This window comes from Paenibacillus polysaccharolyticus (assembly GCF_900102085.1).
In the GTDB taxonomy this organism is placed as follows: domain Bacteria; phylum Bacillota; class Bacilli; order Paenibacillales; family Paenibacillaceae; genus Paenibacillus; species Paenibacillus polysaccharolyticus.
The window spans coordinates 1-24,679 of sequence record NZ_FMVM01000013.1 but is presented as its reverse complement, the minus strand read 5'-3'; the positions used below and the strand labels follow the sequence as shown (position 1 = coordinate 24,679).

Genomic DNA, 24,679 nt, shown 5'->3' with positions numbered 1-24,679 from the left:
ATCCACATGATCATGTACATCCGACAACTCGATCTATGCCAGAACAATCGATTTATCCCTCAGTCTATGTTCCCATGTCTCAGCCTATTTCAAGGCTCCTATACATCCTCCGTTCTTTCAAACTGCCCGGCCTCCGGGCTTATTTCACGGCCTCTTCATATATACTCTTCTCCAGTACTTCATCCAGATTGGCTGCTTTCTTGATCAGTCCGTATTTCAGTGCAATATCTGCCGTGCGGGTAAACGATTCATCGACAAAACTTCCCACTTGTTTCTCGCTAAACCCTTCCGGACGAATCAACTTGGCAATCTCTTCAAGCATCGTTACTTGATGTTCACGAGTCGTACTGCCCTCGGTCACATTATTCATCACGATATCTACCGTCTCATCCTGATGATCAATGGCATAGTTCCAGCCTTTCAGGATAGCCCGGGTTACTTTTACCGCCAATTCGTGATTGTTCTCCACCCAGTCCTTCTTGGCAATCAGCGTATCCTCCAGCATGCCGACTCCGGCATCCTCAATGTTGAACACGTCCAGATCAGATTCTTTTGTACCGCTCTCCAGTACAACGTGATATTCGTTATAAATCGTGGCCGTAGCCACATCCACCTGATCATTGAAAAACTGATCCATCGTAAAGCCCTGCTTCACCAGTTCAATATCCTTTTTCGGATCAAGTCCGTTTTTCTCCATAAAAGCAAGCACCTGAAACTGCTGACTTCCAAACCAGGTACTGACCTTCTTGCCCTTCATCTGTGCCGGATCGGTAATACCTGCTGACTTCTTCGCGATCAGGCGATAGCTGCTCTTCTGTGAGATCTGGGCAAGTGAAACGAGGGGAAGACCGTTATCCCGGCTGACCAGCAAGCTGTCCACTCCCGTAATGCCCACATCGGCTGCACCATTAACGACCTGTTGCTCAATAACGATATCCGGGCCACCTGGGATAATCTCCGCATCAATGCCTTCCTCTGCAAAAAAACCTTGTTCCTTCGCGGCATATATTCCGGCAAACTGTGCTTGCGGTACCCATTTAAGCTGAATCTTCACTTTGGTTAATGGTTGCTCCGCGGTTCCTGAACCACCCGAGCTTGCAGCGGCTGGCTGCGCTGCTGGTTCGCTTTTTGCAGAACATGCTGCCAGCACCAGCACTACACACAAGATCAACATCCCTAAACCCGGCTTCAACGTTTTGTACATGTACAGAACAACCCCCTGTTTATATATGGATTTTGTTAACGGTACGCGAAACGGAGAACGAATCTCCCGCTAGAATACGGAGCATTCAGAATTGTATTGGAGGGATAATCGAATCCTTATCTATGTGCTCACTTTTTCTGTACATACCTGTCTACTGTGCTGACGTATGCGCACGACTCCAGTGAAGCAGGCGCTTTTCAGCCAGAACAACCGTCTCATAGAGCACAATGCCGAGGATCGCTGCGATGACGATACAGGACCAGGCCAGCGGCATGTTGGCGAGCCGTATCTGATCCGAAAGCAAGTAACCCAGCCCCTGGGATGCGATAAAAAACTCCCCTACAATCGCGCCGATAATACTGGTCGACATGTTGATTTTCAGACCCGCAAAGAGAGATGGCAGGGCATGAGGCATCCTTAGCTTCCAAAAAAACTGTTTCCTGCTCGCCGCCAAGCTGCTCAGTAGTTCTTCATACTGCGGCTGAATAGAGGTTAGCCCTTTGAACAGGCTGACAGCCATCGCGGCCATCGTGATGACCGATACAACGGCGATCCGGGACCAAATCCCGTCTCCAAACCAGTTGTTCATGATCGGAGCCAGAGCCACAATCGGAACAGCATTCAGCGCGGACAGGACTGTGACGGCTGCCCTGCCACAATTTGCAAAAAGTGAAGCTCCCATCGCAGCCAGAGCCCCTAGCAGCGAGCCAATCAGAAACCCGCCCAGCATCTCGGTACCACTGTAGATGGCATAGCGGAAGAGCATCTCGGCATTGTCCCGGATGGATATAGCAATGGCGGAGGGTACGGGCAACTGATAATCTTCCAGTGACAGCAGCACATGAAAGAAGCGCAGTTGCCACAATGTTAGAAAAATCGCTCCTGCGAGCCAAGGCAACAGGTTGCGGAGCAGCATGCCGGCCTTCATGCCAATACGCGAAGTACTTGTGCGGAAATAATCAGTAGACGAGGACGAATGTTCTGCTTGTTGTCTCGATCCCCTCTCGCCAGGAAGAGCATGCCCTGTAACTCCGTTTGTGGTTCCTTCATCCCTTTTTGGCTGGAATACGCTACTTTCGCTCATGGCTACTCCCCTCCTTTGGGTCTGAATTCGGGCTGCCATGGAGTAAGCCAGTGTTCAGCCAAGCTGATGAACAGATAGGAGATGAGCCCAATGCCCATACTAAGCATGATGGTTGCCCAGAACATACCCGCCTGTGCTGAACCATAATACAGCGAGCTGACCATCAGTACGCCAAGTCCATCAGGTGCTCCCATCAGTTCCACGACAATCGAGGAGGTCACTGCGAGCGGAGCCGCAATTTTCATGCCGGAGAATAGACCAGGAAGCGCCGAAGGCAGTAAACACTTTACGTAACGTGCCCTCCACGAAGTGCCGTAGGCACGCATGAGTTCCAGATGCTGGGGAGAAGCGCTTTTCAAACCTTTTAAAGTATGGATAATCACCGGGAAAAAGGTAACATATGCCGCCATGACAATTCGCGCCCACTCTGCATTATGAATAATGCCATATACGATCGGAGCAAGCCCGATCACCGGAACCATCTGTGAAGACACTACGTAAGGAGACAACGTGCGTTCAATCCAGACTGCGGCGCTCATGAGCAGTGCCAGTAATGCTCCTAGCAATGTTCCTCCGGCAAAACCGATGGCAGCATTGCCAAAGGTAACCGAACTTTGCTCCGCCAGCGTGTTCCAGTGACGGTAGAACGAATCCATAACAACGTGGAGATACGGCAAACGAGAAGTGGCCTGCTGCGGAGACATAAACAGATGTAGCATCCACGCCAGCCCTTCCCAAAGGACAAAGATCGATATGATCCAGATCATCACCCAGGCACGGTAACCCGGTTTAAGTAAACGAAGGAACATGGGTCGCATCACGCTCCTCATGAAAACAGTTACGAATTGTCGTTATCATCTGATAGAAAGGTTCGGTTTCCCTCAACTGGTTCTCTCGCTCGGCTGGAAGGTTCACGGAATGAACCGAATGCACTTGGCCCGGATGGGCAGAGAGTACGATGATGCGGTCCGATAAAAAGACTGCTTCGGGGATGCTATGGGTAACAAAGAGGAAGGTTTTTCCGGTGGAACGTTTAATCTCAAGTAGCTCCATCTGCAATTTTTCTTTGGTGAATTCATCCAGCGCAGAGAACGGCTCATCCATTAATAGAAGGGGTGGATCAAGCGCCAGTGCACGTGCAATAGACACGCGTTGTTGCATCCCTCCGCTCAGTTGCCATGGATAATGATCTGCAAATCTCGTCAGTCCAACCATATCCAGCAGTTCACTGCTAATGCGTCGACACTCTTTTCGCCGGGTACCTAGCAGTTCAAGCGGCAATTCTACATTGTGGCGCACCGTTCGCCAATCGAACAGAGCCGGAGTCTGAAAGACAATACCAAACTGCCGTTGCAATCTTGCCTGCTTCGGTTCCTTTCCTGCAATTCGAACACGGCCTGTTGTTGGCTGTAGAAGATCAGCGACAATTCGCAGTAATGTTGATTTGCCACAGCCGGAGGGACCCAGTAAGGAGACAAATTCATTGGGAGCAATATGGAACGTCACATCGGATAGCGCCGTTACTTGCTGAGGACCGCTGCCAAAGATGACAGAAACATGATCCACCTCGATAAGCTGTTGTTCAGAGGTAACTCTTGTGGATGGATGAAGAGATACAACAGAGGGAGAGTTCATAGGCATTCTCCTTTGGAAGGATGGGATGGTTGGAGCAAACGTCAAGGCTGAATGGTGGAAGGTTAACCTACACAAACGTAACGGGTTGACTTGTTAGATACTACTATATCGATTTGGCCGAAAATTACATTATACAAACTGTGTGCAGTATGGGCTTGTACATGTGACACATTGTAAAATGAGATTGATTCTCAGCATTTTTTTGCATATCTGTTGTATATCTCTTGCACATTTGTTGTGACATGAAATAACATGCAGTTGCCACAAATAAAATTTCCTCTCCACGCCCTCTTCTGCAAACAGCGTATATTCATTTGTATTAATTGATGAAATATTCGGAAAATATGACATATCCACTCGTAATGCTATGAGATTTCATGTATAACGTTGGATATAGACAGAGATTGTAATAAAGCAATGGTGGGATACAGTTGTACCAACGATAGCTTGAATTACCACAAAATCATGAAAAACAACATGTTTGAGGGCTGTTCAAATCTTTTTAAATCCAAAATTCGGGGTGGTCATCATGTTTGATTGGCTGGGATGGAAAAAAGGGTTACCGCTGTGGTGGTCTTATCGGTTGAATGCACACCGGAAGGAAGATGTGGAGCACATTTTTGAAGGGATCGCGGAGACAAGAAGACAGTTATTGATAGATTGGGCGAGTGATCATTGGAGTCATCTGGATCGATTGCTTCAGCAGATCGGATCGGTTAACTTCCAGGAGGTGGAGCACGGATCAGCACAGGCAGAAAAGCTGGATACCTGGTTTAAGGCGAGCTACGCACGCACCCAGGATAGTACGGAATTGTTCATACTTAACGAGCAGCATCAAGTTGTATTTTCTACATATCAGAAACATATAGGTCAGCGTTATACCCCTCACGAGAATATGTCCTTTGGTCCCGGATTGAGCTATGCACAAGCAACTATACACGGTCAGAAGTGCCTATATGGTCCGTATTCTGATCCGCTCACACTGGAGATCGGACCACGCTCGTCCACGTTTCATGACGCGATTACCCTGATGTTCATTGTCCCTATCGTGCAACAAGGTAGGTACGCAGGTGCTTTATGCAGCCGTATTCCCGGCGATGTACTCGGTGATCTCATTCAGCGTGAATCGGGACACATCTATCCGGACTCAGGTGATAACTATCTGTTTATGGCCGAGTCTGTGTTGCGACCTGAGCTACAGCCAGGTACTGCTCTATCTCGGAGCCGCTTCGAGGATCGAACATTCACACATGGAGAAAACCTGAAAGACGGTGTAACAACCGATTGGGGCATCGTGTCTGTCCAAGAGCATACAGAGCTTGAGCTGATGTTCACCGATCCCTCTACCGGCCAATTACATCCGGGCGTATCGAAAACGATTCAAAATGGCTCCAATCTGTTTGTGTCCTATCCCGGTTATTCGGATTACCGCCATATTCCCGTCATCGGTAAAGGTATCACCTTTCATCTCCCTCACTGCCCGGATCGCTGGGGGATGATGTGCGAAGGTGATCTGGAAGAAGTGTACCGCATACGCAGTATCGGATGGCGACAATTCAAACAGCATAGCTTCTATATTATGCTCTCGGCCCTTCTTGCTGCCGCCTTGATTTTTGTGCTGACAGGCAGCGGATGGAACGCTGCTGCAATCGCTGGCTTTCATGTCATCTTTGGATTCTTGGGTGCATTCCAGCTTAATCGCAAACAATACAACCGCGTCCATGGGGACTTGCGGAGTCTCAGTCAATTCATTCGGGTGAACGCGGAGGGTAAAGGTGATCTTACCCAGCGTCTGGACACAAACGCTTTTGCTCAAGATGAATCAGGTGAACTGGCCAAATGGATTAATAACATGATTGATTCTCTGGAGAGCATTATGCTCAAAGTCCAGCGGGCTACGGTGGACGTGATGGATAATCAGCATCTGATGCGCGCATCTACAGAGACCACCCAAGTGACTACTGACCGCGTCAACCTCAAGCTTGGTTCAATGATTCAAGCTACCCGTATGCAATTACAAGACCTGGATCAAGCCAAGCTGGCCGCTGATCATATGCGACTGACCCTGCAACAGCTGGAGATTTCAGCCAATGAACAGATTGGTGTAGCCAGACAGGAAGTAGATCGCATCGGTGATAAAATGATTCAAATCTCCAGTGCCGTGTCGGATACTAACCAGACGATTCTCTCCTTCCTTGGCACAATGAAAGACATCTACCGCGCCTTGGCGGTCATTGAAGAAATATCCGCACAGACCAATCTGCTCGCATTAAATGCGACAATCGAAGCTGCTCGTGTCGGAGAGCATGGACGCGGGTTCTCGGTTGTCGCTGAAGAGATTCGCAAGCTGGCCGATGTGTCCCGCTCCTCCACAGAGGACATTCATCAGATTTTGGATCGGATCTCGACGGCTGCAAGCGCAGCTTCCAAGCAAATCACCGAAGGAGATCAGGTGCTTGCCGAAGGAACAACGCTGGTTCAAGCAGCGTCGGAGCTTCTCCAAAAAGCCAGCTCTGAAGAAGCCGAGCGTACCCAAGTCGTCGATCAGGTCGTATTTTTGATGGAAAATATCGCTGCCATCAGCCACCAAAATCGGGTGACCTCCGCCGAAGTGGAAGCCGAGATGATGGCGTTGATTCGGGATATGTTGAAGGTTCAGCAATCCTCCCATGATGTGGAGGCCATTACCCTGTTCCTGCAACAAGTCGTTGGCCAGTTTCAATTGAATCAGCCTGCCTAAATTCCTGTCACGGGACGTCATCATTGACGCGGATTGGAGAAATAGCTAAAATTTGATGCAACTGTTGCTTTTACAATTGTCGTATCATTTACTATAGAAGATTTCCAATCTGAACCGTTGAAAGGGTGGTCTGCATGGAATTGCTACAGGATTCATTTGGCCGCATACATGACTACATCCGTATTTCCGTTACGGACCGCTGCAATCTGCGCTGTGTCTACTGTATGCCCGCGGAAGGCATGGAGTTTGCTCCGCATGATGAGATAATGAGTTATGAAGAAATTACGGAAGTGCTAAAAGTGCTCGCCCCGATGGGCATGCGCAAGGTTCGGCTCACGGGGGGAGAACCCCTGGTACGTAAGGATTTGCATAAACTTGTGGGCATGATCTCTGCCATTGATGGCATCGAGGACATTGCACTGACCACGAATGCCTTGCTGCTGGACAAACAGGCGAAGGCTTTGAAGGATGCTGGGCTGAACCGCATTAATATTAGCCTGGACTCCCTGCATGCTGACCGATTCTCTATGATCACACGCGGTGGAGATGTCAATAAGGTGCTGAAGGGTATCGAGGCAGCTACTGGGGTGGGCCTGGCACCGATCAAGCTGAATGTCGTGCTGATGAAGGGCATTAATGATGATGAAATCAAGGATTTCATCGCTATGACGATCGATCAGCCGCTACATGTGCGATTTATTGAATACATGCCAATCGGGCAGGCTTCCGACTCCTGGCGCCAATCTTATCTGCCGCTGGAGGCTGTAACGGATGTATGTGCCGAGGCTGGCTGGACGGTTGAGAATACCGAAGGCCCTGCCGGGAATGGTCCATCACGTAATATGAAAATTACAGGCTCCCAAGGCACATTTGGTCTTATTCATCCGGTCAGTGACCACTTCTGCGATAACTGTAATCGGCTGCGCCTTACAGCGGACGGACATATCAAGGCTTGTCTGTACTGGTCAGATGAATACAATGTTCGCCGCTATGTAGATGATCCCGATGCGATGGCTGCACTTTTCCTGAAAGCACTCGGTACCAAACCGAAAAATCATGAAATGGCGCTGGCACTGGAGAAAAAAATGCAATCCCACACCCCGACGGTACGACGCATGTCGCAGATCGGTGGATAGAAGGCAAACATAACGCCATCTATTATAAACAATCGCTGTACTCATTATGATTCATGAAGAAAACAGGCGAGAACCTCAGGTTCCCGTCTGTTTTTTGTGTTGTTTGATGATGAAAAGCCTATGTCAGCGACATATTTCTCTTCCTTTGATTCAAACGCTTCAAAAAAATGTAATAGACGTTATGCCCTTTTTAGGCCTAAATTAGGCTAATCGATCTGACGATGTATAATATACACCCAGATGATATATACACATACTACAGGAGCTGAACTTATTGAACATCGTAGAAGCACTCACTGCAGCAAGTCCTTATTTTAAAATGATGCTGAAAGAACACGATATCATGATTGCCGTTACCGATACCGAGAAGTTTTGGTATTACGTTCCTAGCAACGAGCTTGATCTTGGCATCAGAGCCGGAGATCCGATCTCTCTTGAAGACCCTACACTGCGCCGGGCACTTGTGCATGGGGAGACCTCAGCCAATCGCATTGATGCCAAATTTTATGGCACACCCATTATTTCATCCGCCACTCCGCTTTATGATGATGAAGGAAAGATTGCAGGAACGCTTGCTATAGGTTTTTCACTCCAGAACGAAGAAAAGCTGGAGCACTTTACCGACCTGATTACAGGCATCAGCGGCAGGTTATCAGAGATGGTGCAGACGGTTGCTGCACAGTCTGAACAGCTAACTGCTTCGTCTACGCAAATTTTGGACAATACACGCCTTGCTGTGAAGAACTCCGGTGAGGTCAACAAAGTTGCCGTATTTATTCGTGAAGTATCGGAACAAACGAATTTACTTGGCCTGAATGCAGCCATCGAAGCCGCACGCGCGGGCGCGGCAGGTGCGGGGTTCGGCGTAGTTGCCGCCGAAGTGCGTAAACTGTCCACCGGAACCAAGGAGGCGACGGTGAACATTGAACGTTCCCTCAAGGATGTGCAGTCCTCCATTCAGCAGATGGAACAGGAAATTACCTCCATAACACAGTCCAGCAATGCACAGTCTGAACTTGTAACGGAGTTCAGTGAGATTATTGACCATCTGAACGCAACAAGCCAGGATCTTAAAGTGTTCATTGAATCGATGCTGCTAAAAGCAGAATAAACGGATACATCAAGCTTCCCGTGACTCTGTGACGGGGAGCTTTTTTGCTACGAAGTGTTAGCTAGCAGGTGCACGGCTGCCCCCTTCTTACACCCATCCAGCCTTTACGATTCCCTAGTTTTCATTGATTCACCTTGCTCATGTGCTTTGAACACCTGATTTAGGAGTTAAAAAGCCTCCAGCACATCATTAGTGCAATTCCGACCATAATCAGCGCGGATACGCGGCTCAGCATAACTCGTAGATGCCCTGTGCGATCATGATTGCCAACTATGCTGCCTGCAGCGGCAAGCCCCAGAAACCAAATCCAGGATACAGCCATTGTTGTGACCGTAAAATACATACGCTCCCCCCCTTCATACTGAATGGAACTTGTACCAATGACAGCCACGGTATCCAGCAAAGCATGCGGATTGAGAATAGACACCGAAGCGGCAAAAGCAATCTGCCGACCTGCCGACATCGCTGTCGGGGCTTTATCTGAGGAAGCCGATGATTTCCATAACCCCCATGCCATGTAGAGCAAGAACAGGCTTCCAGCCGCATATAAAACATGGGTGAGTATAGGCCATTGAATCAAAATGAGAGACATGCCCCCTACAGCGGCTCCAATCAGCAGCGTATCGCTAATCCCTGCTGTAATTATAGCCGGCAGTGCATGCAAGTATTTCTTTTGCGTTAACCCTTGATTGAAAATAAATACATTCTGAACACCCAGCGGTAAGATCAAGCCAAATGCCAGCACCACTGCATGAATAAAAACGTCCATTGCCCATCCCCCTTATCTCTTTCTTCAGCGTAAATGAAATTAGGGAAGACGTAACCAACCACTTGGATGGCATGGAGCCCAACCAAATGGTATAGTGGACGATACAAACACGATAACGGACTCTTTCTTTATAACTACAGGAGGTGAAATTACCTGATGGGACGTCAATATTCCAATACATCTTCTATACAAATTTGGCAGCCTAACCCTGCGCTTGATTTGCCTATTTATCGTCAGATTGAAGCCTATATTCGGCAAAAAATCACAACAGGCGAGTGGTCGGCTGGGACTCGTCTGCCTTCTCAGCGAACACTGGCAACATCCATGGGTGTAAACCGCAGTACGCTGGTCACCGCTCTGGATAACCTGACTGCGGCAGGCATGATTGAAGGCCGACACGGAGGCGGTACCTACGTCTCCGGTTCCGGTTGGCACAGTATGGCCCATGCCGCCTTACCCAACTGGAGCGAAGCTGCACAGGAAGGCTGGTACTATCCGAATTTGCCCGAGATTCAGCAGATTAATCAGGCAGAGTTCAGACCCGGCATTATTCGGCTGGGTACAGGTGAGCTCGCGCCAGAGCTGATGCCTAACGAAGCGTTTAATAAAATTCTCCAGACCCTGTCCAGCCAAACACGTATGCTGAATTACATCGAACCTCAAGGCAGCCTGGCGCTTCGTGAGGCGTTGTCCATACATTTGCAGTCTAATGGCATTCAGGCCTCACCTGATTCGATTCTGATCGTGTCGGGATCTCTACAAGCACTGCATTTAATCTCTGTGGGATTGCTGCCTCGTGGATCAGCTGTCTTGTTAGAGAAGCCATCCTATCTATATTCCATCCACGCCTTCCAATCGGCAGGGCTAAAGCTAAACGGAATTGCCATGGAGGAAGAGGGATTACATCTGGGGCATTTAGAACATGCGATACATACGTTGCACTCAGGAAACGACGAGAATAACAGCGAGTCCTTCCCGCTACTGTACACCATACCGAGCTTCCATAATCCTACAGGCAGTGTGATGAGCTGCCGTCGCAGGGATGAATTGATGTCCCTCGCCCGCAAGTCCGGCATTTCGATCTTGGAGGATGCCGCTTATCAGGAACTTTGGCTGGATCACCCTCCTCCTCTTCCACTTAAGGCAATGGATCAGGAAGGTCGGGTGCTGCATATGGGCACTCTCTCCAAAGCGGTCAGTCCAGGTCTTCGCCTTGGCTGGCTTGTCGGTCCTGTGCCCGTCATTCGAAGGCTGGCCGATATCAAAATGCAGACGGATTACGGTACCAGTTCACTCGCACAGGAAGCCGCGGCTGTATGGTTTACAGATGGCCATCACACAACTCATATGGAGCGGCTACGTCCGGAGCTCCGAAAACGCAGAGACTTCATGCTGGAGCTACTGCATCGCTATTTTCATGACATTGCAGAATGGGCAACGCCAGAAGGCGGGTTCTATATCTGGCTACGCTTCACAGCGGAACCCTTGTCTACCCGCAAGTTGTTCTCTGCCTGTCTGGAAGCAGATGTACTCATTCATCCAGGTTATCTGTATGATCGGCTGGATGCGAGTCATATCCGGCTCTCTTATGCCTATGCTTCGCAAGATGAGATGGAGCGCGGACTTATGGTCCTTGTCGAAGTAGCCCGAAGCTTGATAACTTAGAGTGTGCTTCCATATCCCACCTTACTAAAAGAAGGCCAGCGCTTTGGGGTGTGTTTAACCCCCAAGCCTAGCCTTCTATATTGAAATAACCGTACATTTGTTAAAGTTAACTTCAAATAACATAAAACCAACCTAGTACTATGATTTGAATTTTATTACGGCTGCTGTAAGTATAGCTGTTCCAACAACACCTAAAAACAATGAAGATAATAACAATAACGTGGATTCCTCATTAATGTTTTCTCGAATCATTATAAGAAGTATCCCTAGTAACGTTAATTGTATACCTAGTAGACATACATAAAGTGGATTTAGGCTTGTTACTAATCTAATAGTTACCAAAAAAAACAAGACAAAAACAATAACTGCGAGGATAATCAAAGTTGTTATCGTCATTTACTTCCCCCCTTTATGGCACAAAAAAACCATTTAATAACTAAAAAGTAAATTTAATACATGTATAATTTTACCTTTCCTTTGTTTTAGATTAAATAGGACTATATAGCTAAAAGACTTGTCGAAATTTGTATGTTATATAAACAACGACAGCACATTCACAGCAATATTCCAGCTCTTAATTAAGTTTGTTATGGTGATACAGATAGAAAAGTAGTTTTTCACCATCACACGAATATGAATTTAACCGTTTGAGGAGCGTTGCAGATTTCGCTTCGTGCATAACGATTATAGCTGGTTGCATCACCTCTAATACCTGTTGGTCAACTAAAAATAGCCTTGAACTAATGGAATATATCCGTAGTTCAAGGCTATAAGCTCTTATACCATTTTTATAAACTTTTATCCTTTGACCGCTCCCTCCGCAATACCCTCCATAATGAACTTTTGGAAGAATGCATAGATCAGGATAACCGGAATTGCAGTCAAAACCAGAGAAGAGAGAATTAACGGCCATTCCTTGTTATACTCACCAAACAGCATATTTGTGGACAGGATAAGTGTGTACCGGTTTACATCCGTCAACATCAATAGCGGTAACAGGAAGTCATTCCATATCCACAGGAAGTCCAGAATTGCAATCGTCACTGTGATCGGAAGCAGCAGCGGGAAAATAATCTGAAAAAACGTCTGGAACTCGTTACATCCATCGATCTGAGCCGATTCTTCGAGTTCACGCGGAATGGACTTCACAAACCCGTGATAGAGGAAGATCGCCATGTTTACACCAAGTCCGATATAGATCAGAGCCAGTCCGTAAGTGCTTCCCTGCACCCCCATCCCCTTCGCGACACGCGTCAGCGGGATCATGATGGAATGGAACGGCACCAGCATGGAAGCGACAAACATGAAGAAGATCAGATTGCTAAGCCTGCCGGAAGTCCGTGACAGTTTGTATCCTGCAAGCGAAGCACAGAAGACAATTCCTCCGATACCCAGGATCGACACAATCGCGGAGTTCAGCGAGCTGCCGAGCAGATTGATTTTGTTAAACGCATCCGTGTAGTTCTCCCAATGTAATGTGGTCGGCAGAGCAATAAAGGATTGGAACATTTCACCCTGTGTTTTGAATGAGTTCACCACAGCCATGTAGATCGGTAGCATGGCTACCAGAGAGCCGAGAATCAGTAACAGCCGAATCAGGTAGTTATTCAGTCGCTGCATTCTCATGCTTCCACCTCTTTTCTCTTCATGACGGTGATCTGGATGAGTGTAAAGATCAGAACGATAGCAAACAATACAACCGATTTGGCACTGGCATAACCGTATCTGAAGTTGTTCGAGAAAGCTTCTTCATAGATATTCATGGTGATGACCTGTGTAGCCCGACCCGGGCCGCCGCCTGTCAATCCATAGACCACCTCGAACACTTTGAATGCACCGTTCAGTGTCAGGAAGAAACAGATTGTAATAGCGTGTGTAATCATCGGCAGTACGACGTTACGTAACACTTGAAATGCATTTGCACCGTCAATGACCGCGGCTTCCTTGAGGCTTTTCGGTACACCCTGCAATGCAGCCAGGTAGATGATCATCATATAGCCCACACCGTTCCAAAGCGATACGATTAGAATCGAGTAGAAGGAGAACTTCGGATCACCGAGCCATTGTTGGTCGAGAAAAGAAACGGCCAATTTCTCAGCCAGCTGCGGCAACACCTGGGAAAAGATGAACGTCCACATGAATGCACTGATGATTGTACTGATCATATTGGGCATGAAGAACAATGTGCGGAATAACCCTTTGCTGCGTGTACGCGACTCAATGAACACGGCGAGCAGCAATGCAATGACATTTTGCAAAATCAGCATAAAAATAACATATTTCATCGTAAACCACAGCGAGTTGAGGAAGTCAGGATCTTCCTTAAACAATTCCACAAAGTTCCCCAGCCCGATAAAGCTGTAGTCACGGTTTAACCCGTTCCAATCCGTCAAGCTGTAGAACATCCCGCTAAACGTCGGGTACAGCAGGAATATCGCATAGATTACAAAGGCCGGCGCTGTGAACGCGAGCAATGAAAGATACTTTTTGAACACATTCGTAGCCATAACTTCTCCCCCTTTTTGCACAGCGGATGAAGGTTAACGGGGGAACGAAGATCGTTCAGCCAGCCGTTTCATCTGCTTCGAGACTGTTACGAAATAAAGTACCGCTAATTTGTTGACAAAACCCCGAGCTTAATACGGAACCAAACGAGATTTTGTCAACAAACGCAGGTACTGCTTTCTTACAGCTCAACCTTGTTGATCGTTCAGGCGCTTACTTGTTAAGCATCCCGCTCTTATTTATTGACTTTATTGTAGGATTTCCACGCTTTGTCGAGCGCATCGATCACCTGCTGTTGATTCAACTGTCCGGAGTAGTACCCTTGAAGAGCTTTACCAGACTCATCCTTCACGGCTTGTGGAATCTTTGGATCTTGATAAGCTTTGCCTTCATTAACATATTTCAGGGCGTCGTCTACCCACGGGAAGCTCTTGAACGTATGCACTTTGGCAACCGGATTAAACTTGAGCGCTTCATAGAATGCACTTGAATCCTTGTCATCGAGAATGTAGTTTACAAAGTCGAGTGCCACTTCTTTGTTTTTACTTGATGACGATACAGCTAGTGAAGTGGATGTGCTCAGGTTGATTTTCGTATCATCCGGATTATCGTTCAGCGGCATTGGAGCTACACCAAAATTAACGTCAGGGTTGGACTTCAGAATCGTTTCTGCGTACCAAGGTCCTTGAATCCACATCGCTGCTTTGCCTGTAGCATAAGCGGCAGCGCCGTCATCGGCTCCAACTTCAAGCGCTTTATCCGTTCCGTTCGCATTAACGAGATCAAACACATCAAACAGTGCTTTCATATCGGAGAAGGAAGCTTCGTCCTTGTTCATTTTTTCCACGAAGTCTTTGTGCTCCGTTTGTGTCAGCGCCCCTACAGTGAGTGGCAGGAATAATTGCGGAACCCAAGCTTCTTTGTAAGACAGCTCAAACGGTGTAATGCCAGCTGCTTTCAGCTTCTCTACAACCGCTTTCATTTCTGTCAACGTTGTTGGAACCTCAAGCCCTTGTTCTTTAAAGATATCTTTGTTGTACAGATAACCCCATGACAAGGTTTCCAGTGGAACCGCAACGACTTTGCCGCTTGCATCCGTTACCGAAGGTTTGACCGAATCCAGCAATTTATCTACAAAAGGTTGGTTAGACAAGTCTTCGAGATATCCAGCTTTGCTGAAAGGCGGAATCTCATTCACCGCGTGCAGAGCGAATACGTCTGGTGCATCATTGGAAGCAAGTCTTGTTTTCAAAATCTGAGGTGCATTATCTGCTGGCGGCATCTCCAGTTGCACATTCACTTCAATGTTTTTGTCTGCTTTTTCCTTGGCTTTGAACTGTTCTATATATTTATCGTAATGTTCTTTCAGCCTTGGTTGAGCAACGAATACTTTGAGGTTTACGGTGCTGCCAGCTTTGACTTCGTTCTGTTCATTATCCGTGCCTGCATTCGAGCCGCAGCCTGCGAGCAGAACGCTGACCAGTGCCGCACTTACAACGCTTTTCCATACTTTCATCTCTTATGACCTCCCGGTGTGACTGGTTTGTCTTTCATAGGCTCATTATATATCGCCAAATGTAAGCGCTCCATTGGACAAAATTAGACTCTTCCATTGGATTATTTTAAACCTTAATTCAAGCAACATTCCCCGAATGATTCATTCGGGGAATGGGTTAGGCAACTTATGCTGGCCTTTGCGCATCTCTCCGGGTGACACACCAAAGTGCTTTTTGAATACCCGATAGAAGTAGGACACATCTTCATACCCCGTCATCTCGGCGATATGTTTGAATGGAATCTGATCATCCATCACCCACTCTTTGGCTTTGGTCATCCGAAGTTGAACCACATAATCGGTCACGTTCACGTCATATTCTTTCTTGAAAGCTTTGCTCAAATATTCCTTACTGACAAAAAAGATCTGGGCAAGCTGCTCCAGCGTAATCATCTCCATGCAGTGTTGCTGCATATATTGCTTTACCTCTTCGAGGTTCAGCTTGTTCTTATACTTACGCTGGGCAATTAATTGTTCCAGCGCCTGATAATAGGAAGCGGAGATCCATTCCACAGCCGCCCGGATCGAACCCAGCGCTGCTGCAGGAGGCAATAGTCCCTCTTCCGGACGATCGAACAGCCCATTGGACACACATAGCTCGTCCAGTATATTCTGCAGCTCATAAACCGCACGTCCAAGCTGGCGAGGTCTGCGAACCTCGTTTTGTTCCAGCTTCTGCTCTAATTGATGAAACCATTCCCGCAGGCTCGTCAGGTTCAAGTCGTTGAAGCGCAGACGTGCTTGCTGCTGGAACAGAGAGAATTCACCCGCGAATGAAGCCGGATAAGCTTCCCACACTTCCGGTGCCGTAGCAGCTTTATCCAGTTCATGACTACATTTCGCCAGCGTAGCATTTAGTTCATCCGGATTCACCGGTTTCAGCAGGTAGTCAGCTGCACGATACCGCAGAGCGTGTTTGGCATAATTAAAATCATCATAACCGCTCACCACAACAACCTTAATCTCCGGGTACTGACTGCTCAGCGTCTGCATCAGCTCGACACCATCCGATCCAGGCATACGCATGTCCGTAATAATAAGATGAGGTTGCAACGTCTTGACCATCTGTATCGCCTGTTCTCCATCCTCTGCTTCACCGCAGACCACCAAGCCGAGCTCATCCCATTCACCAAGATTACGTAAAATATCGCGATTCCACGGCTCATCATCCACCAGCAACACTCTATAGATCTCCTTGCTCACAAGGGCTCGCCTCCTGTTGTGCAGGGGATCGTTACGATCACTTTTGTTCCCTGCCCAAGTTTACTTTCCATACGCATACCGTAATCGGGTCCAAAATGCATCACCATTCGTGATGCGGCATTGAGCAGTCCAATACTCGTGCCTGAGTTCCATACCCGATCGGTATACCGCGTAATGCGTTCCAGTTTGGATTGCATCTCTACGAGCCTGTCCGGCTCCATACCCATGCCATTATCACAAATTTGAATCGTCACCCTACCCTGCTGTGGATCACAGAGCACTTCGATGCCTAGCTTCCACTCCCCAGGCTTTTTCTCCAGCCCGTGCAAAAATGCATTTTCTACAATAGGCTGTAAGGATAACTTCGGAATATAACACTCTCGGAGTTCTCCCGTAATTTCCAGCTTATATTCAAGCCGGGTGGCAAAACGTTGCTTCTGAATCAGCATATAATGCTCCAATTGATCCAGTTCGGATTGCAGAGGGACAAGGCCGTCCGGTGCCCGTACAATATAGCGGAACATCTCGCTTAATGCCCGGATCACCTTGTAGCTATCTGCCGGCTTTTGCGAATAGACCATGCCACCGATCATTTGTAATGTATTTTGCAGAAAGTGGGGATGAATCTGGGATTGTAGTGCTTTGAGCTCGGCTGTCTGTTTCTCCAGATTCATCAAATAGTTATCCCGGATATGCTCCCGAATTCGACTAGCCATACCGTGCAGATTTTTCTCCAGTAGGCCAATCTCATCCACTCGTCCGCTACGCTCTACTTTACGATCCTTGATCAACTGGATACCCTTCATTGAATTCGCCAGTCTGACAATAGGTTTAGAGGTTCGCCAAGCGACCAGTGCCGCCAGAGCAACAGACACGACCGTTGCCACTCCGCCCACAACTAGCCCATACTTCATCGTTTCCAGTGCACTCTCGTTAATGACATGATCCGGTACGATTTTAATCACCCGTAGCCCTGTCGACTCAATATCGTGATAGAAAATATATTCCTGTGCTGTACGAATAAAACCCGCGTTATTCTTCGTTTCGCTCAGCTTCTTCAACGCTTCATCCGATGGCTGGATGGAGGAGTTCGGCTGATATACCGGATGACCTGAACTGTCTCCGATATAGGCGGTATAATCTCCCCTGCTGTCGAGCAGTTCAAGCGTCTGGTTAAACTCGGCCCACTTGATCTCCAGACCGATTGCTCCGATCTGAGCCTGATCCTCAAAACGGTTCATGCTACGAGTCATATGGAACTTTTGCGGATCTACCGGATCATTAATAATTGTAAAATCTTTATGCTCCGTAAAAAGCTTATGATACCCTTGGGGAATATCCGCAACCGTCTTAATTCGGGATTCCATAGAATTGAAGGTGAACAGGGTGTCCTGCTCCTTCAAGTACAGTTCGACCCCAAACACATAATTGCCAGCAGAATAGTACACACTGTTCAGCATATTAAAAACAGCCTTTTGTTCGTCAAAACGGCTGGAAGCAGGAGCTTCCTGGCCCAACGCCAAATACTGATGTAGCTCATCACTGATCTGAATAGAATAAATGATATTATTCATGCGGGTAAACTGTTCTGCCAGATAGACAGAGGCCCAATTCATATTGACCCGGTTCGTATCCATAACCTCGGCTTCCATGGAGGAACGCGCATTCTCCGCGGCTACCGCAGTTATCACAATGACTGGCAGTACAGCGACCAGGGTCATGGTCAGTATCAATTTATTACGAATGCTGCGCTTGAAAGGGTCTATCAGCCGACGGTAGAATTCGTTAAACACAGCGCATCCACTCCTGAGCTAAAATAAGACAAACGCCCCAGCTTCAAAGCGAGGGCGCCATGGTCTTGTTATTTTTTTCGGAAAATATGAAGTGAATGTTGAACCAAGATTTTACACAGGCCACTCCGATGACAGAATAACCTGGAGAGTAGCGGTTATCCCCAAATTTTTTTGATTCCTTTTTCCAAAAGGGAAAATCCGGTGATAAGCGTATGCTTCCGATGGAGCTTTCTTGCAGAAAGCTTTTAGGCGAACGCTTCGCTTTTTCAGGTTTTTCTATTATTCCCTAGTTCTGTTCGATAATGCGTACGCCCCATCGTTCCAGCTTGATCTCCTGCCCAGCGGCAATCGAATCTCCTGATAATAGCTCTGTCCCTTCGCTATACGGATTCTTGAAGGAAACCGGCTCATCCGAATAGTTGAAATAGTAGCGGATGGTATGCCCATGATCGTTCAAACCCGTCTTCACAATGATTGGAAAAGCAAGCTCCTGATCCGCCCCCCATACACCCGCGTCCTTCATCACACGTTCCAGCACCTTGCGAATGACGGCAGCGCTCGTATAACAGCCAACGTATGTTGCTTTGCCTTTACCGTAGTTATTTTGCGTGATCGCCGCATACTCTCCCCAATGTGGATGATCATACCAAGCGAGTACCTCCGCAGTCGTCGGTGTAATGAGCTCCATCCAGGTGTGTACCTGATTATGCTCCTCACCTACGCCAAATGGATCATCGCGTAGCCCAACATGCTTTGGCTCAACAAACAAGTTGTAGCTAATGCCACATGCTTCACTGATCAGTCCGGGCTGACGTGAAGAACGAACTTTGATATGCTCATTGGCAAAACCGCTCTTGAACGAGTACACGATATGTCCGCCGTCCTGTACAAATTGGTTTAATTTTTCCAGCAACGCATCCGTAGCCGCATACAGAGCAGGCACCACTAGCACATCATAATCTGCATAACTCTCCACGGAAGGATCGATAAGATCGCAGCCAATGTTCATTTTATACAGCTCATCGTACATCCAGCGCACAACGTCGTTGTAGTTCTTGTCACTGGTAAAGTTAAAGCCAAACCACTTGATGGAGGTTAACGCCTCGTTACTGAACAGTAAAGCCACCCGATTTGTTTTCTTCAGATTCACCAGCTTAGGACTCAGGCGAGCAAAATCGCGGCCAATTGTCTGCGCTTCGTTATACACCGGATTCGGTTCGAAATCATGGCTTAGCAGGCCTTTCCAGTAGGTCTCAAACGAATTGTGCAGCGAGTGCCAATGCCAGTAGGCAACCATGTTAGCCCCAGAAGCCAGATGACTGAATGCCTGTAATCGCAGTTGGCCCGGATAAGGAACCCAATGCCAGAAGGCCTGTGCTTCGGTCTCCAGAACAAGGTAGTTGGATTGTTTGGTGGAACGCGCCACATCTCCTCCGAACGAAATCTCAATGCCGGTTAACTCGTCTTGGGAAGGATGATAGATATCTACACTGGTGATGTCAAAAGGTCGGGATGCTGCAAAATGATCCACATCCCCCTGAATGCCGTAGGAATACCCGCGCCATTCAAAGTCAAAGTTCTGGGTAACAAACTGGCCTTCCTGTTTGTACTCATTCACAATCCCTACTTGCCAAGCCAAGAAATCCGTGACCAATTGCCGCTGGAACTTGGCAAACTCTGCTCCCAGGCTACCGTTAATCGTACCCACAACGGAAGGGAAGTCTTCCCAGCTATTGATGCGGTTACTCCAGTAGTCCAGTCCAAACTCCTTGTTTAGCTCGTCCAGCGAGCTAAACTTGTTCCGCATATATTTAACAAACTGTAACTGCACGTTGTCTCCAGCTGTGTTGTAGTGCTTCGTTTCATTATCTGTCTGATATCCAATGACAGCCGGATGTTTACTCACGCGTGAGATCAGCTTACGAATGATGCGCTCTGCATAAAACAGATACGTCGGATGCGTGATGTCCATAATCTGTCTTGCTCCATATTTTCCAGGTCCCTGTGCGGTTGTTGCAAGCACGTCCGGGTGCTCCTTCACCATCCACGTCGGAACAGCATACGTTGGCGTGCCTACGATGACATGAATTCCGGCCGCATGCATGGCATCCAGTACCCGATCGACGGAAGTGAAATCAAACACGCCATTTTGGGGTTCATGGGTACTCCACGTTGATTCGGCGATGCGTACAACATTGATCCCAGCATCCTTCATCATCAGAATGTCCTTGTCCAGTCTTTCATATGGCATATATTCATCATAATAGGCTACGCCGTATAATAATTTGTCCATGAAATAGTCTCCTTTGAGTGCATAAGGTAAGTTGACATGTTCCCGCTTCTAATGGTAGCGTTTACATTAATGCTAGTATCGTTTTATTCGTTGTTTATTATCTGTTGATACACATGCATATCCCGATATATTAGGATGTCCGTGTTAAACTGATTATAATGAAGTACATGCATAGTGCCGATGGCACAAGGCGAGTATTTTTTACCCTTTTCCGAGGTGAATGTCATGGATATCCGTTCGCAGCTTCGAGAGATGCCATACCATACGCTGGCTCACTGGCTTCCAATTATCGATTGTAACATCAAATTTTATGGCGCTCATAGCCAGCAAGTTCCATATAGGTGGGCTATGCCTGAGGAGACACATCCGGGCTTTGAGATCATTCTGATCATTCAGGGAACGCAGGAAAGTGTGATTCATGGCTACACGTATACGGTGGATGAAGGCTCTATTCTGCTCATTCCGCCCGGATTCAAACATACCAATACATGTATTTCTGCGGAGGGTATGACCTATTTTAGCGCACATTTTAACGTGGATGATCCGGTATTCACCTTAAAACTCATGTCCCAGCGTAGCAGAATCTATGCCGCCGGTACGGGAGATAATATGAAAATAAGAGCCGTGCTTGAAAGCTGGATGAGCATGATTAATACAGCCGAGGCTTATTCGTCCACAGACAAATTACTCATGCAAGCACGGATGTTCGAACTGTTTGCGCTGTTATCTCAAGCAGCAGAGAATACACCCGAGTCCACGATCTCGGTTGATGCTGCTCATGCCCCTGCTCCGACCGCCATGCATTACGCAGGAGCGATCGCTGAAGCGATCAAGCAGGCTTTCCATGCCCAGTTACGATCACGGGACGACAATGTATCTTCGGTCAAAGTCGAGCAGATCATTTCGTCGTTTGGCATTAGTCCGGGATATGGTTTACAGGTTTTTCGCAAAGTATTTGGTCATTCTCCGCGGGCCTACCTGTCCAGCCTGAAACTGCAAGAGGCCAAGGTGTTGATCGAGCAACCTGATCTTTCGCTTGGGGAGATTGCCATCAAACTTGGTTACACCCATTTGTCTCATTTCAGTAGACAATTCAAACGCTGGACAGGCCAAAGCCCTCTACTCTATCGAAATCAACATGCAGAGAATAGCCTGAATCCCGTTGCTCAACCTCCAGAAGGAAACTCCGAACGCTGAAGATGAATTCGTATAATTTCGAATTCTTCGGGAGTATTCATATTGCTCAATTGTAGTGCGGCATGTTCAATACCTACTTGCTCCAGTTCGTCTATTTCGGCAAAATGGCAACCGATCTCTTCCAGCCAGCGAATGACACGCAACCGGTCATGAATAAGGCACTGTTCTAGCTCGGGAAGCACATGTATGTGGTAAACCCCTGCAAGGGGATGAATGCGTCCTTCTACTCGCGGAACGATGGCGTTGCATGTTGGATACTGTACTGTGAGCCTCTTCATTCCATTGAAAAAAGAGGTTTGCAGAAGCGGCATGTCACAGGCACTGACCAGATTCCACTCTGTCTGGGAGGCATTGAGTGCTGCGTGGAGCCCCGCAAGTGGCCCCTTGCCCGGGTAAGCATCCTGTACGCATTCGAAGTCTTCATCCCCTAGTGCGGTGTAAATTGCTTCGCTCGGCCCCGCTGCAACAACAACCCGGGATACGGCGGGTCTGATCGCATTGTTTATATGAGTTAACACGGCTGAACCATTCAGTTCGAGTAGTGCTTTGTTCGTTCCCATTCGGCTGGATAATCCACCTGCCAATATAATGCCTGTCCATTTTTCAGCGTCCATAGCACTCTCCTCTTCCCGTCAGAACCTGAGTTTTCTATTCGTGCAATATTACACCGAACTTATAAAGCACATATCCATATTATACATTTCGTTACATCCGTTATGGGATAGGACATACCTTTAATTCATATATTCTATACGTTGAATCCCCTTTCAACAAATGATACATTGAACAATATGATTCGATTCGGAAAGGAATGGCTCAATTGGACAGATCTGCACCTGTGAGAGGCACTTCCTCGCTGACCTCTTTGAAACTATATAACTTTTTCATCTACGGAGCCATTTCGATCTTTGCCGGATTCCTGCAGCTCTATCTTCAAGAGATTGGTATGACCAAACTGGAGATTGGAAGCCTCATGGCCATCGGTCCTTTTGTATCTCTGTTTGCCAATCCGTTCTGGGGATTCTGGAGCGATAAGTCGCGCAATATCCGTATTGTGCTAATGATGATGATGGGAGGCACCTTTGTGCTTGCACAGGGTGTATTTTATGCGCCCTCGTATGCCTGGATCTATGTAGCCATGATTTTCTTTTATTTTTTCCAAAGTCCCTTATTCGCTCAAACCAACAGCCTGATTCTCGGTTATATCGACGGTACAGGTCAGAAATTCGGATCCTTTCGGCTCTGGGGCTCTCTAGGTTGGGCGCTGACTGCAGTTGCTGCCGGGCCGGTTATTGACCGCTTTGGCGTGAGCAGTGTGTCCATTATTTTTGCATGTATGATTGCTGTAGCGTTTATATTCTCTGTACTTCTGCCAAGGCAGCCCATTGCTTCCGATACCCCGATTGTGACGTTTCGGCGGTTCGGCAAAGTGATGTTTAATCCGTATTTTATGATCTTTATCGGCCTTGGGGTGCTCGTTTCGGTACCCAATGCCATGAACAGTACATTTATGTCTCTTTATATTGTAGAGATGGGTGGCGACAAACAGATGGTCGGCTGGGCCATCTTCACATCCTCTATTCTCGAAGTGGGTGTGTTCCTGTTGCTGGATCGGTTACTGAAACGCAAAATGAGCATACTACTGGGCTCTCTGATTCTGGTCAGCCTGTTGTTTGCTCTTCGCTGGCAGCTCATGGCACTGGCTAACAACCCGATGGAGGTTGTCTTTATTCAACTCATGCACTCGGTCACCTTTGGCGGTTATTTCTATGTGGGCACACAACTGACGATGCTGTTTATTCCACGGCCTTACCGCTCCTCCGGGCAAGCGGTGTATACGATGGCTTGGGGTGGTCTCTCCGGCGTCATTGCCGGGCTGTTTGGCGGTTGGCTATTCCAGAGCTTCGGTGCAGAGGTAATGTACAACATCGGTGTCTTCTTCTCACTCATCGGAGCTGCCGGCTTTGCCATCATGTGGCTGTGGAACCGTCGTAATGGATACCAGCCAACGGTGCTGACCGAGATGGGCAATATGGATGAAGACAAGTAAGTGGGGATGTGGCTGACCACCCTCGCATGAAGCAGAGCACTGCGTGCTGGGAAATTCGCAGTACGAGCTAGATGAGTTCAGTAGATGAAGTAATTGAATGAGGTAATTAAATGAGGTAAGTAGATGGAGGATGTAGTTGAGGAATAGCTGAGAAGTCATTGAACAAATGAAGCTTCAGTTTTTGCGTAATGATTCCTGCAGACAATGGAACAGTCCTGTGAAAAATTAGTGGTAACTCTCGCGGCTAACCGCTAACGATCACCACGAAACTTATCTGTGCAATTTTTAGTCATTTCATATTCTAACGATCACCAGAAGCCTTATTTCCATTCAAACCGGGGAAAACAGGGTGAAAAGACTACATTTTCAGGAAATAAGCTCCGTACCGGTTCAACCCCTTAATATTGGACACAAGCTAGCTTTTTCTCAGATTAACGCATCATAATGCAATGGATTTGGGCTCTATGATTCCATCGTTGACCAGGCGCAGGTAATCTGTCGGCGACCAATCGTACAGGCTGCCGTGAATGCGGTCTTTATTGTAGTAACAGATGTATCGATCCACTTCGGAAAAGGCTTCTTCATAGCTTTCAAAGCAATGTCGCTGGTAACATTCTCGTTCCAGAACACTATGAAATGATTCAATAAAGGCATTCTTATTGGGAGTTCGAATGGGCGTCCGTTCATGCTCCAAGCCGGTTTCTTCACAAAAAGCATAGAAAGCCTTGCTTATAAACTG

Annotated in this window: 19 protein-coding genes; 6 read left to right on the top strand and 13 right to left on the bottom strand. The window is 47.5% G+C overall.

The annotated features are described in order from the left end of the window. Positions 1–139: 139 nt before the first annotated feature. The 4 genes from BLQ13_RS18385 to BLQ13_RS18370 all read right to left on the bottom strand — a co-directional run bounded on the left by BLQ13_RS18385 (position 140) and on the right by BLQ13_RS18370 (position 3,923). Positions 140–1,204 carry an ABC transporter substrate-binding protein gene (locus tag BLQ13_RS18385; protein ID WP_090922771.1) on the bottom strand — a complete coding sequence of 355 codons (1,065 nt, stop codon included), beginning with the start codon at positions 1,202–1,204 and terminating at the stop codon, positions 140–142. A 151-nt stretch (positions 1,205–1,355) separates the two neighbouring features. Continuing rightward, positions 1,356–2,288, bottom strand: coding sequence for an ABC transporter permease (locus BLQ13_RS18380; RefSeq protein ID WP_244159375.1), 933 nt, complete (start codon positions 2,286–2,288; stop codon positions 1,356–1,358). Between the two features lie 2 nt (positions 2,289–2,290). Then, positions 2,291–3,097 (bottom strand): ABC transporter permease, encoded by an 807-nt coding sequence (locus BLQ13_RS18375; RefSeq protein ID WP_090922769.1) that lies wholly within the window; start codon positions 3,095–3,097, stop codon positions 2,291–2,293. Next, positions 3,078–3,923, bottom strand: coding sequence for an ABC transporter ATP-binding protein (locus tag BLQ13_RS18370; RefSeq protein WP_154959397.1), 846 nt, complete (start codon positions 3,921–3,923; stop codon positions 3,078–3,080). The genes BLQ13_RS18375 and BLQ13_RS18370 overlap by 20 nt, the downstream gene beginning before the upstream one ends. A 529-nt stretch (positions 3,924–4,452) precedes the next feature. Between BLQ13_RS18370 and BLQ13_RS18365 the strand changes: the two genes are divergently transcribed. From BLQ13_RS18365 to BLQ13_RS29040, 3 genes are all read left to right on the top strand, one after another. Beyond that, positions 4,453–6,663, top strand: a complete 2,211-nt coding sequence (locus BLQ13_RS18365) for a methyl-accepting chemotaxis protein (protein WP_090922766.1) — start codon at positions 4,453–4,455, stop codon at positions 6,661–6,663. Between the two features lie 134 nt (positions 6,664–6,797). After that, positions 6,798–7,799 carry a GTP 3',8-cyclase MoaA gene (gene moaA / locus BLQ13_RS18360; RefSeq protein ID WP_090922764.1) on the top strand — a complete coding sequence of 334 codons (1,002 nt, stop codon included), beginning with the start codon at positions 6,798–6,800 and terminating at the stop codon, positions 7,797–7,799. A 274-nt stretch (positions 7,800–8,073) separates the two neighbouring features. After that, the gene (locus BLQ13_RS29040) at positions 8,074–8,910 is read left to right on the top strand and encodes a methyl-accepting chemotaxis protein (protein WP_090922762.1); all 837 of its coding nucleotides are present in this window, start codon (positions 8,074–8,076) and stop codon (positions 8,908–8,910) included. Positions 8,911–9,070: 160 nt separating this feature from the next. Here the strand turns inward: BLQ13_RS29040 and BLQ13_RS18350 are convergent, their stop codons facing one another. After that, the gene (locus BLQ13_RS18350; RefSeq protein ID WP_090922760.1) at positions 9,071–9,679 is read right to left on the bottom strand and encodes a LysE/ArgO family amino acid transporter; all 609 of its coding nucleotides are present in this window, start codon (positions 9,677–9,679) and stop codon (positions 9,071–9,073) included. Between the two features lie 156 nt (positions 9,680–9,835). On the opposite strand from BLQ13_RS18350, the gene BLQ13_RS18345 reads away from it, so the two are divergent. Beyond that, positions 9,836–11,344 (top strand): aminotransferase-like domain-containing protein, encoded by a 1,509-nt coding sequence (locus tag BLQ13_RS18345; RefSeq protein ID WP_090922758.1) that lies wholly within the window; start codon positions 9,836–9,838, stop codon positions 11,342–11,344. 798 nt (positions 11,345–12,142) lie between these two features. On the opposite strand, the gene BLQ13_RS18335 is transcribed toward BLQ13_RS18345, so the two are convergent. The 6 genes from BLQ13_RS18335 to BLQ13_RS18310 all read right to left on the bottom strand — a co-directional run bounded on the left by BLQ13_RS18335 (position 12,143) and on the right by BLQ13_RS18310 (position 20,693). Continuing rightward, positions 12,143–12,970 (bottom strand): carbohydrate ABC transporter permease, encoded by an 828-nt coding sequence (locus BLQ13_RS18335; RefSeq protein WP_090922754.1) that lies wholly within the window; start codon positions 12,968–12,970, stop codon positions 12,143–12,145. Next, the gene (locus BLQ13_RS18330; protein ID WP_090922752.1) at positions 12,967–13,851 is read right to left on the bottom strand and encodes a carbohydrate ABC transporter permease; all 885 of its coding nucleotides are present in this window, start codon (positions 13,849–13,851) and stop codon (positions 12,967–12,969) included. Before BLQ13_RS18330 ends, BLQ13_RS18335 begins: the two co-directional genes overlap by 4 nt. A gap of 233 nt (positions 13,852–14,084) precedes the next feature. Continuing rightward, positions 14,085–15,365 (bottom strand): ABC transporter substrate-binding protein, encoded by a 1,281-nt coding sequence (locus BLQ13_RS18325; protein WP_090922751.1) that lies wholly within the window; start codon positions 15,363–15,365, stop codon positions 14,085–14,087. Positions 15,366–15,506: 141 nt separating this feature from the next. Continuing rightward, positions 15,507–16,607, bottom strand: a complete 1,101-nt coding sequence (locus BLQ13_RS18320) for a response regulator (protein ID WP_244159374.1) — start codon at positions 16,605–16,607, stop codon at positions 15,507–15,509. Then, positions 16,604–18,400, bottom strand: coding sequence for a sensor histidine kinase (locus BLQ13_RS18315; RefSeq protein ID WP_090922749.1), 1,797 nt, complete (start codon positions 18,398–18,400; stop codon positions 16,604–16,606). The genes BLQ13_RS18320 and BLQ13_RS18315 overlap by 4 nt, the downstream gene beginning before the upstream one ends. Positions 18,401–18,686: 286 nt before the next feature. Continuing rightward, positions 18,687–20,693, bottom strand: coding sequence for a beta-galactosidase (locus BLQ13_RS18310; RefSeq protein WP_090922747.1), 2,007 nt, complete (start codon positions 20,691–20,693; stop codon positions 18,687–18,689). Between the two features lie 225 nt (positions 20,694–20,918). On the opposite strand from BLQ13_RS18310, the gene BLQ13_RS18305 reads away from it, so the two are divergent. Next, a complete protein-coding gene (locus BLQ13_RS18305; protein WP_090922745.1) occupies positions 20,919–21,890 on the top strand; it encodes an AraC family transcriptional regulator in 972 nt (323 codons plus the stop codon). Here BLQ13_RS18305 and BLQ13_RS18300 read toward each other — a convergent pair. After that, on the bottom strand, positions 21,860–22,504 hold the full coding sequence (locus BLQ13_RS18300) for a molybdenum cofactor guanylyltransferase (protein ID WP_090922743.1): 645 nt from the start codon (positions 22,502–22,504) through the stop codon (positions 21,860–21,862). The two genes, BLQ13_RS18305 and BLQ13_RS18300, sit on opposite strands and share 31 nt — an antisense overlap. 197 nt (positions 22,505–22,701) lie before the next feature. Between BLQ13_RS18300 and BLQ13_RS18295 the strand changes: the two genes are divergently transcribed. Next, positions 22,702–23,940, top strand: coding sequence for an MFS transporter (locus tag BLQ13_RS18295; RefSeq protein WP_090922741.1), 1,239 nt, complete (start codon positions 22,702–22,704; stop codon positions 23,938–23,940). A 439-nt stretch (positions 23,941–24,379) separates the two neighbouring features. On the opposite strand, the gene BLQ13_RS18290 is transcribed toward BLQ13_RS18295, so the two are convergent. Further along, positions 24,380–24,679, bottom strand: a 300-nt coding sequence (locus BLQ13_RS18290) for an integrase core domain-containing protein (RefSeq protein WP_139168922.1), incomplete at its 5' end; no start/stop codon positions are given.

Excerpts from the sequence above, each read along its gene's own strand:
- BLQ13_RS18385 (WP_090922771.1), bottom strand. The coding sequence starts at position 1,204 with ATGTACAAAACGTTGAAGCCGGGTTTAGGGATGTTGATCTTGTGTGTA.
- BLQ13_RS18300 (WP_090922743.1), bottom strand. The coding sequence starts at position 22,504 with ATGGACGCTGAAAAATGGACAGGCATTATATTGGCAGGTGGATTATCC.
- BLQ13_RS18375 (WP_090922769.1), bottom strand. The coding sequence starts at position 3,097 with ATGTTCCTTCGTTTACTTAAACCGGGTTACCGTGCCTGGGTGATGATC.
- BLQ13_RS18330 (WP_090922752.1), bottom strand. The coding sequence starts at position 13,851 with ATGGCTACGAATGTGTTCAAAAAGTATCTTTCATTGCTCGCGTTCACA.
- BLQ13_RS18335 (WP_090922754.1), bottom strand. The coding sequence starts at position 12,970 with ATGAGAATGCAGCGACTGAATAACTACCTGATTCGGCTGTTACTGATT.
- BLQ13_RS18310 (WP_090922747.1), bottom strand. The coding sequence starts at position 20,693 with ATGGACAAATTATTATACGGCGTAGCCTATTATGATGAATATATGCCA.
- moaA (WP_090922764.1), top strand. The coding sequence starts at position 6,798 with ATGGAATTGCTACAGGATTCATTTGGCCGCATACATGACTACATCCGT.
- BLQ13_RS18295 (WP_090922741.1), top strand. The coding sequence starts at position 22,702 with ATGGCTCAATTGGACAGATCTGCACCTGTGAGAGGCACTTCCTCGCTG.
- BLQ13_RS18325 (WP_090922751.1), bottom strand. The coding sequence starts at position 15,365 with ATGAAAGTATGGAAAAGCGTTGTAAGTGCGGCACTGGTCAGCGTTCTG.
- BLQ13_RS18350 (WP_090922760.1), bottom strand. The coding sequence starts at position 9,679 with ATGGACGTTTTTATTCATGCAGTGGTGCTGGCATTTGGCTTGATCTTA.
- BLQ13_RS18345 (WP_090922758.1), top strand. The coding sequence starts at position 9,836 with ATGGGACGTCAATATTCCAATACATCTTCTATACAAATTTGGCAGCCT.
- BLQ13_RS18305 (WP_090922745.1), top strand. The coding sequence starts at position 20,919 with ATGGATATCCGTTCGCAGCTTCGAGAGATGCCATACCATACGCTGGCT.
- BLQ13_RS18370 (WP_154959397.1), bottom strand. The coding sequence starts at position 3,923 with ATGAACTCTCCCTCTGTTGTATCTCTTCATCCATCCACAAGAGTTACC.
- BLQ13_RS18365 (WP_090922766.1), top strand. The coding sequence starts at position 4,453 with ATGTTTGATTGGCTGGGATGGAAAAAAGGGTTACCGCTGTGGTGGTCT.
- BLQ13_RS18380 (WP_244159375.1), bottom strand. The coding sequence starts at position 2,288 with ATGAGCGAAAGTAGCGTATTCCAGCCAAAAAGGGATGAAGGAACCACA.